We start from the raw sequence: 9,220 nt of genomic DNA on the forward strand, positions 1-9,220 counted from the left end.
CGTAGAGGCAAAAGCGGCCGTGGTGAAGCCGGCCGCCCGCCGGAAAGCTGACTAGCCGAGCCCTCGGACCAGCGCCCAGATGCCGAGCGCGGCGAACACGGCGGCGGCAGTAAGGCGCGCGGCCTTCAGCGGTAGGCGGTCCGCGAAGCGGCTGCCGAGCAGCACCACCGGCACGTTCGCCAGCAGCATGCCCAGCGTCGTGCCCGTCACCACCGGCACGAAATCGTGGAAGCGCGCGGCGAGCAGGACGGTCGCGACCTGCGTCTTGTCGCCGATCTCGGCGAGGAAGAAGGCGATCGTCGTCGCCGCCAGCGCGCCGTACTTCGACAGCTTGTCGTCGCCGTCGTCGAGCGTGTCGGGCTTGAGCGTCCAAAGCGCGACCGCGATGAAACTGCCGGCGACGATCCAGCGCAGCACGTCGGGCGTGAGCAGGGTCGACAGCCAGTCGCCGAGCGCGGCGGCGAGTGCGTGGTTGAGCACGGTCGCGATGACGATGCCGGCCACGATCGGCCACGGGCGCCGATAGCGCGCGGCGAGCATGAGGGCGAGAAGCTGCGTCTTGTCGCCGATTTCGGCGAGCGCGACGGTACCGGTCGAGATCAGGAGTGCATTCATGGGAGGTCCGATGCCGGGCATGCACGAAGGCGAGGCACGGCCCGGCAGGACGCGCAACGCCTTCGGTCTTGCCCCGGATCGCGTTGCGATCCTCCGTACGCCATGGCTAGCCGGCCAAGTGTGTTGACGTACGGGCCGTCGAAGCGACGGCGGACTACTCCCCGAGAGGAGCGCGCATTGTACTGGCGCGCGCCCCGATTGCGATGAACGCGCGCGTTGCAATCGATTACCGGACCGGCGTCACATCGCGCGCGGGTACGATGCGATGCTCACCTCGGAGACGCCCATGCATTACCGCCGCCTCGGATCCTCCGGCCTGCAGCTGTCCGCGCTGTCGTTCGGCGCGTGGCTCACCTTCGGCAACCAGGTGCCGCGCAGCGAGTGCCGCAACCTCGTCGCCGCGGCGTGGGACCACGGCGTCAACTTCTTCGACAACGCCGAGAGCTATGCGAACGGCAATGCGGAGTCGGTGATGGGCGACGTCATTGCCGACCTGCGCCTGCCGCGCGACGGCTTCTGCGTGTCGAGCAAGGTGTTCTTCGGTGCGGCAGAAGATCCGCGTCCGACGCAGCGCGGGCTGTCGAAGAAGCACGTGCACGACGCCTGCCATGCCGCACTCAAGCGGCTGCGCGTCGACGCACTCGACCTCTTCTATTGTCACCGTCCCGATCCGGACACGCCGGTCGAGGAAACCGTCTGGGCGATGGACGCGCTGATCCGCCAGGGCAAGGTGCTGTACTGGGGCACGTCGGAATGGCCGGCGCATCTGATCCGCGAAGCGCATCGCGTCGCGAAGGCGCACCACCTGCATGCGCCGCAGATGGAACAGCCGCAGTACAACCTGCTGCACCGCGAGCGCGTGGAACTCGAGTACGCACCGCTGTATGCGGAGCTCGGGTTGGGGACAACGACGTTCTCGCCGCTTGCGTCGGGCCTGCTCACCGGCAAGTACGCGGACGCATCCAAGGACGAGCCCGCGCGTCTCGAACGCGAGGGACTGGGGTGGCTCAAGCGCATCGTTCTCGGTGACGAGAGCGAGCACCGCATGGAGCGCGCGCGTCGTTTTGCCGAAGCGGCGAAGACGATCGGCCATCCGCCGGCGACGCTCGCGATCGCGTGGTGCCTGCGCAACCCGCACGTTTCGAGCGTGATCCTCGGCGCGAGCCGCGTCGAACAGCTGCTGCAGAACCTCGCTGCGCTGGAACTCGTCGATGCGCTCGACGAAGTGCAGTGGCAGCAGCTCGAGGCCGCAGCCGCCTAAAAAAGAGGCGCCGGTCGCCCGGCGCCGATTGGGAAAGCGGTGTGCGCGTCAGTCGACACGCGGCGGAGGTGGCGGCGCGATCATCGCGATCGGTGCCATCTCCCTTTCGAACTGCATGCCGACCTCCGGGGCCGGCGGCGGAGGCGGCGGCATGGGCGCGCCGGGATCGCGCGGCGCCATCGGCGGCATCGGGAAGCGCATCGGCTTCGGCACCTTCACCTGCGACGTGCCGTTCTTGCGATCGCGCAGGTACTCGACGGCCACGTTGCTGGCTTCCGGTTTGGCGCGAAGCACATCCATCACGTCGCGTGGCGTCGACACGTCACGGCCGTCGACCTTGCGGATCACATCGCCCGCCTGCAGCCCGGCGAGGTCCGGACCCGCGCTGACCACCAGCACGCCGCGATCGGTCCCGAAGTAGCGGCCGAGCTGCGCGTCGACCGACGCGAGATTGAGCCCGTTCCAGCGGAACGCTTCGGCGAGCGCGAGATGCTCGCACTTGTCGCCGTCCCTGCACGCGCCGCCGCGCGCCATGCGGACGATTTCGCGGTGCATGCCCGGATCGACGCCCATCGGCGGCATTACACGGTGCTCGATCACCTTGCCGTGGTCGTCCAGCCGGTGCACTACCACCGGTTCACCAGGACGTGTCCGGATCTCCACGCGTTCGGCCTCGATCGCCGGATTGCCGTGACTATCGCGTGCGAAGCGAACGTCGCCGTGGAAACCGGCCATGCTGCCATCACCACCGAACAGCATGACGGGCGGACCTTCCTCGGGCGTCACTCGTACTGTCGTGGTCTTGCCGTCGCGCTCGTATCCGACGGCGACCGGCGTTCCTGCCTTGATCGTCGACAACGACGACCGAAGCATCGCGAGTCGGGCGTCACCGTCCGTGCCCGTGACCGTCTTGCCGTCAATGCTGAGGATGCGGTCGCCCGCAAGCAGGCCTGCCTTCGCGGCGCCGCTGCCCGGTGTCACGCCGCTAACGCGTACGCCGCGCGCCTCGTCGCCATCGAGCAGCACTCCGAGAACCGGACGCTGCAGCGCGCGATGCTGGAACATCACGATGTCGCCCCCCGGCACGCCGAGGTCCTTCGACAGCTCGGCGACGCGCCTGGCGTCCTGCTCCAGCCGCGTGCGCGCCTCGGCGAGTTCCTTTTCCTTCTGTGTGCGATCCGTCGACTGCGCGAACGCGCCGAAGGCGACGGTGGCGGCGAGCGCGACGGCGAGCGTCGAACGTGTTGCGATGCGTGCGTACATGGTCACCTCTCTCAAAAATCAATCGACGCGGGCGAGCGCGTCCTCATAGGACTCGCCGTGCGCGGCAAGCCAACGTTGCGTGCCTTCCAGTCCCGCGAGCTCGCGCAATGCGTCGACGCGGCGGGTCCACAGATCGAGTCGCTCCGCATCCCCGAGGCCGGCCTGCGACAGCGCGGCATCGATGACGTGCAGGCGATCGTCGACGTCGCCCGTCAGCATCGCGGCGGCAGCGCTCTGCATCTTGTCGTCGCGGGCATAGGCGACGAGCGCTTCGAGGCGCGCGGATTCGGCGCGGAGGTCGTCGAGCGATGACCTTGCGGTTGGCGCGTCCGTAGCCGATGCGACGGTCGACGCAACGTGGTTTCGTGCAGTCGTTGTGGACGGCATGGTCGTTCCGGCAGCGGTCGCGACGAGGCGCGCGGACGTCCCCGACGAGGTCCGGACTTCCAACGGCGGCGACGTGCCGTTACGCGATGTGATCGCGGCGGCCATCGCGGGCGCAGAAGCCGGCGTCACAAGCTCCGTATCCGGCTGCGCACCATTCGGCGCTGCGGCCTGGGTCGCCGCCGGCGCCAGCCCGGGGTTCATGGCGGTCGATCCCTCACGCGTCGGACGAGTAACCGTCGGTCCCGCATCCTGTTGCGCAATCACCGTCGGCGCCTCGCGCAATGCCGACATCACGAGCCAGCCGCCACCCGCGGCGACGGCCAGCGTCGCCGCGACGGCCAAGCCTGTCGTCGAACGACGCCGCACGGGCTTCCCGTGCGGAAGCGCCATGGCCACACGCGACCACGCGTCCGCCGGCGGCGCTTCCAGCGGCAATGAAGAGAAGGCCTGCGACCAGTCGGACGGCGGCGTCGGGCGGGATCTAGATGAATCAGCCACGATCGGCCTCCTGCGGTGTTTCCAGCAGCGCGCGCAGCCGGCGGCTGCCGCGTGCGAGTTGCGATTTGGAGAAACTGGGCGTGCGCTGCATGAGGTCGGCGATCTCCTCGTGCGTGTAGCCCTCGGCGTGGTAGAGCCACAGCACGCTGCGCGTCGACGACGGCAGCTTCTGCATTGCGCGCGACAGCGCGGCGGCGTCCGCGGCGGAGGCCGGCGGTGGGGCGAAGTCCTCGAATTCGTGCTCGCCCATCGGCAACTCGTCGTCAAGCAGTCGACGCTTGCGCAGCTTCTGCAGCGCTTCGTTCACCGCCACCTGCCGCAGCCAGCCCCAGAACGGGCTACCGCCCCGGAACGAGCCGAGGTTGCCGAACACCTTGAGCATCGTGTCCTGCAGCACGTCGGCGGCGTCGTCCGGGCTGCCGCACATGCGCATCGCAAGCGTGTACACGGGGCGCTCGAACCAGCGGAACAGCTGCTCGAACGCCGCATGCTCGCCGCGGCGCGCACGATCCAGCAACGAGGCCGGCACGTCGATCGCGAAGCTGCTCCGCGGGCGCGGCGCAACGGCAGGCAAGGGGTCGACGGCGGTCATGGCGACGGTCATTCCCTCCTATCGATGCACGAGGTCGGCAAACCGTCGCAGCCGGTCGCCGGGCCTATACTCGCGGCATCCACCAGGGGAGGGTGTCATGGGCATTTCGTTGGTCGGGCTGGTACTCGCGTTCGTCGCGGTGATCATCCTCTTCAAGACCGTCCGCATGGTTCCGCAGGGCTACGAGTGGACCGTCGAGCGCTTCGGCAAATACACCCACACGCTCGAGCCCGGCCTGCACTTCTTGTTCCCGATCGTTTACGGCGTCGGCCGCAAGATCAACATGATGGAGCAGGTGCTCGACGTCCCCAGCCAGGACGTGATCACCAAGGACAACGCCGTCGTGAAGGTCGACGGCATCGTGTTCTTCCAGGTGCTCGACGCGGCGAAGGCGGCGTACGAGGTCGCGACGCTGGAGATCGCGATCCTCAACCTCGTCATGACCAACATCCGTACCGCCATCGGCTCGATGGACCTCGACGAATCGCTGTCCAAGCGCGACGAGATCAATACGAAGGTGCTGGTTGCCGTCGACCAGGCGACGCATCCGTGGGGCATCAAGGTCAACCGCATCGAACTGAAGGACATCGCGCCGCCGCGCGACCTCGTCGATTCGATGGCGCGACAGATGAAGGCCGAGCGCGAGAAGCGCGCGAACATCCTGGAAGCCGAGGGTTTCCGCCAGGCGGCGATCCTCAAGGCCGAGGGCGAGAAGCAGTCGGTGATCCTCGAAGCCGAAGGCCAGCGCGAAGCGGCGTTCCGTCAGGCTGAAGCGCGCGAGCGACTAGCCGAGGCGGAAGCGAAGGCGACCGAGCTCGTCTCGAATGCGATCAGCGAAGGCAACGTGCAGGCGATCAACTACTTCGTCGCGCAGAAGTACATCGAGGCGTTCAAGTCGCTGGCCGAAGCGCCGAACCAGAAGTTCGTGATGATGCCGATGGAGGCGTCGGGCGTAATCGGTTCGATCGCCGGCATTGTCGAGCTCGCGAAGGAAGCGCTGAACAACGCGTCGGCGCCGAAGCCACCGGCGCTGCCGCGCTGAGAGCGCCGCCATGCACTGGTCGTTCGCCGCCACCGTCTGGTCGATCGTCGCCCTCGTCCTGATCGCCGCGGAGGTGATCGCGCCGGGTGCGTTCATGCTCTGGCTCGGCATCGCGGCCGCCGGCACCGTCGTGCTGGTCGTCGCGATGCCGGGCATGGCGATCATCGGGCAGATGGTCGCGTTCGCGCTGCTGAGCCTCCTCTCCGTCTTTATCTATGTGCGGTTCTTTCGTGGGCGCGGACGTGACAGCGATCGTCCGTCGCTCAATCGACGCGCGGAGCAGCTCGTCGGCCGTGTCGTGCCGCTGATGGCGCCGATCGTCGACGGCCACGGTCGCGTGCAGATCGCGGACGCGTTCTGGGACGTCGAAGGCCCTGACCTGCCGGTCGGTGCGCGCGTGCGGGTGGTCGGTGTGCGCGGCATGACGCTGGAAGTGCGCCCGCAGGAGTGACGACAGCGCGGCGGATGCGCTCGACATCCATCCGCCGCGACCGGTCACCGAGGCGACCGTGTCGGGCAGTCGTCCTCCATAAGCAGAAGCGGGCGTGCGCGCGCATGGCGGCCCGTCCGGCCCCATCGCCAATGCATTTCATCGCGACGCGTCGCGATCCGCGATAATCGCGGGCTCACCCACGCCGCGATCCCGCCATGACGAACAAGACCGTCCTCAACGAGACCCACCGCGCCCACGGCGCCAAGATGGTCGACTTCGGCGGATGGGACATGCCCATCCACTACGGCTCGCAGATCGACGAGCACCACCAGGTGCGTCGCGACGCCGGCATGTTCGACGTCTCGCACATGACGGTGGTCGACCTCAAGGGCGCGCGCGTGCGCGAGTTCCTGCGCGTGCTGGTCGCCAACTCGGTCGACAAGCTCAAGAAGCCGGGCAAGGCGCTGTACACCTGCATGCTCAACCCGCGCGGCGGCGTCATCGACGACCTGATCGTCTACTTCCTCGACGAGTCGTTCTTCCGGCTGGTGGTCAACGCCGCGACGCGCGAGAAGGACCTCGCATGGATCCGCGACCAGGCCGTGGCGTTCGGCGTCACCGTCACCGAGCGCGACGACTACGGAATGATCGCGGTGCAGGGCCCGAACGCGCGCGCGAAGGTGATCGGGCTGCTGCGCGAATCGGATCGCGCGGCGGTCGAGAAGGTCGGCCGCTTCGCCGCGGCGACGGGCGTCACCGACGATGGCCTCGAACTGTTCGTCGCGCGCACCGGCTACACCGGCGAGGACGGATTCGAAGTGCTGGTGCCGGCCGACCAGACCGTGCGCGTCTGGGATCGACTCGTCGAAGCGGGCGTCAAGCCAGCGGGCCTCGGCGCCCGCGACACGCTGCGCCTCGAAGCCGGCATGAATCTCTACGGCCAGGACATGGACGAGGACGTGTCGCCGTACGAGGCGGGCCTCGCGTGGACGGTGTCGATGGACGAAGGCCGCGACTTCATCGGTCGCGCCGCGCTGGAGAAGCAGCTCGCCGAAGGCAACGCGCGTCAGACCGTCGGCCTCGTGATGGACGAGAAGGGCGTGCTTCGCCACGGACAGAAGGTGCTCACCGCTGCGGGCGAGGGCGAAATTCTTTCGGGCACGTTCTCGCCCACCATCGGCAAGGCGATCGCGCTTGCGCGCGTACCGGCCGGCGAACTCGGCGACGTGCGCGTCGACATCCGCGGCCGCGAAGTGCCGGTGCGCGTCGTCAAATATCCGTTCGTGCGCGAAGGCCAGAACCTCGTCCCCGACGCATGACCCGAACGCGTGCGGACGAGCGGCTGTCGCGTCCGCATCGCTTGGCTAAACTAGCCGCGCATCGCATCCACCCCACGCGACCCACGACGCATCCGGAGCCCCCATGAGCGAGATCCCTGGCGACCTGAAGTTCCTCAAGACCCACGAATGGGCCCGCGTCGAAGGCGGCGGCAAAGTCACCGTCGGTATTTCCGACCACGCGCAGGGACTGCTCGGCGACCTCGTCTACGTCGAGCTGCCGAACGTCGGCGAACGCGTCGAAGCGGGCAACGCCTGCGCGGTCGTCGAATCGGTCAAGGCGGCGTCGGACGTCTACGCGCCGGTCACCGGCAAGATCATCGCGGTGAACACCGCGCTCACCGACAAGCCGGAGACGATCAACGAAGACGCCTACGGCGAAGGCTGGCTGTACCAGCTCGAGATCGAGGACGCGGAGCAGCTCAACGATCTGCTCGATCCCGACGACTACGCCGAGCAGCTGGAAGACGATCACTGATAGTCGATTTCAAGTTCGATATCCGGAAGGCCGCGGAAGTCCGCGGCCTTCTTCGTTTTTTCCGGCGGCGATTGCAGTGCACGTCTGCTCGACAGCGCGCTCGTCGACTGCGTGGGTGACGCGCCGCGATGGCGTGCGCGGCGGTCGACCGACCGCCGCGATGTCGCGACGCGACGTGCTGACCGATCCATCGTCGGCTCGCTCGACATGCGATCGGCGCCGCATCGTCGTGGTCGGATGCACCTCTGATCGATCCGCGATGACCTCGATCGATGCCACCGGACGACGCGTCGAACACCGATCGCGACACCGCGATCGACCATCGTCGACGGTTGCGAACGCGCCATCGAGGGCGCCGACAGTTCGCGCAAATCCGCGCAATCGGGGTTGTGCGACGCGCCAGTTGTCGGATTTCTTCGCGCCCCGCACACGCCCGCACGGACGTCCGTTCGGCTTCCGTTTGGGGTACGCGCGGCGGCTCGCGACGCCACGTGCATCGCATGCACGTCGCGCATCGCGCGAAAGAAAACACCTTTAAACAAGACATTTTTTTTCGACGCGCGATTCGATGCGTCGTCGATCGATCGATGTCGTGCGGACGATGCGCGCGGTCGCGAGTCCGGTCGTGGGTCGGCACCGGCGGAGAACCCCGAAAAAAAATTCGCCCAAGTTGTTGACACACCAAAAAACCGTGATTAGGTTTCGCCCCAGCAGCGAAACCTGCATAAGCGAGTGGCAAAAAACGACGCGACAACGCGCACCACAAAACGGAACTCCGCCCGGACCTCGAAACCGGTGGACGCCGGATCCGTTTCCCTCGCGAAAACGTTCGAAGCATTCCGAAGCAGCCCGATCCGCCGCTGGCGGGGCGGGCTTTTTCATGTGTGCGACGAACGTGCAGAACAGACAGGTGCTGTCGATTTCGGCGGACGCGAAAGCGGTTCGCCGGTGCTTCCGCCGCATCGGTACCAGGATGCAGCGGCCAGTCGCTGGGCTGTTCCCGCGACGTTGTCTTGAACTGGGCAACACCCCGATAGACCACTAAACGAGGAGCCACCCCATGGCCACGAAGAAGGCAACCAAGAAGTCCACCGCGAAGAAGGCGACCAAGAAGGCCGCTGGCAAGAAGGCAGGCGCTCGCAAGACCGCCGCGAAGAAGGGCGGCGCCCGCAAGACCGCAGCCAAGAAGGGCGGCGCGCGCAAGACCGCTGCTAAGAAGGGCGGCGCGCGCAAGACCGCAGCCAAGAAGGGCGGCGCGCGCAAGACCGCAGCCAAGAAGGGCGGCGCTCGCAAGACCGCAGCCAAGAAGGGCGG

General features: G+C 67.4%; 10 protein-coding genes and 1 riboswitch. Of the genes, 6 read left to right on the top strand and 4 right to left on the bottom strand.

Features of this window, described 5'->3' with window-relative positions; genetic code table 11:
• Positions 1-51: 51 nt before the first annotated feature.
• Positions 52-615, bottom strand: a complete 564-nt coding sequence (locus tag EVS83_RS09705; protein ID WP_133500844.1) for a TMEM165/GDT1 family protein — start codon at positions 613-615, stop codon at positions 52-54.
• Positions 616-690: 75 nt separating this feature from the next.
• A riboswitch (yybP-ykoY riboswitch) is annotated at positions 691-784 on the bottom strand.
• Between the two features lie 117 nt (positions 785-901).
• Here EVS83_RS09705 and EVS83_RS09710 point away from each other — a divergent pair.
• Positions 902-1,876 carry an aldo/keto reductase gene (locus EVS83_RS09710; RefSeq protein WP_133500845.1) on the top strand — a complete coding sequence of 325 codons (975 nt, stop codon included), beginning with the start codon at positions 902-904 and terminating at the stop codon, positions 1,874-1,876.
• A 48-nt stretch (positions 1,877-1,924) separates the two neighbouring features.
• Here the strand turns inward: EVS83_RS09710 and EVS83_RS09715 are convergent, their stop codons facing one another.
• From EVS83_RS09715 to EVS83_RS09725, 3 genes are all read right to left on the bottom strand, one after another.
• Complete coding sequence (locus EVS83_RS09715; protein ID WP_133500846.1) at positions 1,925-3,139, bottom strand: PDZ domain-containing protein; 1,215 nt, start codon at positions 3,137-3,139, stop codon at positions 1,925-1,927.
• Positions 3,140-3,157: 18 nt separating this feature from the next.
• The gene (locus tag EVS83_RS09720) at positions 3,158-3,526 is read right to left on the bottom strand and encodes a hypothetical protein (RefSeq protein ID WP_133500847.1); all 369 of its coding nucleotides are present in this window, start codon (positions 3,524-3,526) and stop codon (positions 3,158-3,160) included.
• 490 nt (positions 3,527-4,016) lie between these two features.
• The gene (locus EVS83_RS09725) at positions 4,017-4,616 is read right to left on the bottom strand and encodes an RNA polymerase sigma factor (protein ID WP_246022846.1); all 600 of its coding nucleotides are present in this window, start codon (positions 4,614-4,616) and stop codon (positions 4,017-4,019) included.
• A gap of 97 nt (positions 4,617-4,713) precedes the next feature.
• Between EVS83_RS09725 and EVS83_RS09730 the strand changes: the two genes are divergently transcribed.
• The 5 genes from EVS83_RS09730 to EVS83_RS09750 form a co-directional block, all read left to right on the top strand.
• On the top strand, positions 4,714-5,658 hold the full coding sequence (locus tag EVS83_RS09730) for an SPFH domain-containing protein (RefSeq protein ID WP_133500849.1): 945 nt from the start codon (positions 4,714-4,716) through the stop codon (positions 5,656-5,658).
• Positions 5,659-5,668: 10 nt separating this feature from the next.
• Entirely contained in the window at positions 5,669-6,109 is a 441-nt protein-coding gene (locus EVS83_RS09735) for an NfeD family protein (protein WP_133500850.1), read from the top strand.
• 197 nt (positions 6,110-6,306) lie between these two features.
• The gene (gene gcvT, locus EVS83_RS09740; protein ID WP_133500851.1) at positions 6,307-7,410 is read left to right on the top strand and encodes a glycine cleavage system aminomethyltransferase GcvT; all 1,104 of its coding nucleotides are present in this window, start codon (positions 6,307-6,309) and stop codon (positions 7,408-7,410) included.
• Between the two features lie 103 nt (positions 7,411-7,513).
• Positions 7,514-7,906, top strand: coding sequence for a glycine cleavage system protein GcvH (gene gcvH, locus EVS83_RS09745; protein WP_133500852.1), 393 nt, complete (start codon positions 7,514-7,516; stop codon positions 7,904-7,906).
• A gap of 1,060 nt (positions 7,907-8,966) precedes the next feature.
• Positions 8,967-9,220: histone H1-like repetitive region-containing protein (locus tag EVS83_RS09750; protein ID WP_166636864.1), on the top strand; the 254-nt coding region annotated here is incomplete at its 3' end.

This window comes from Cognatilysobacter terrigena (assembly GCF_004361065.1).
GTDB lineage: Bacteria > Pseudomonadota > Gammaproteobacteria > Xanthomonadales > Xanthomonadaceae > Cognatilysobacter > Cognatilysobacter terrigena.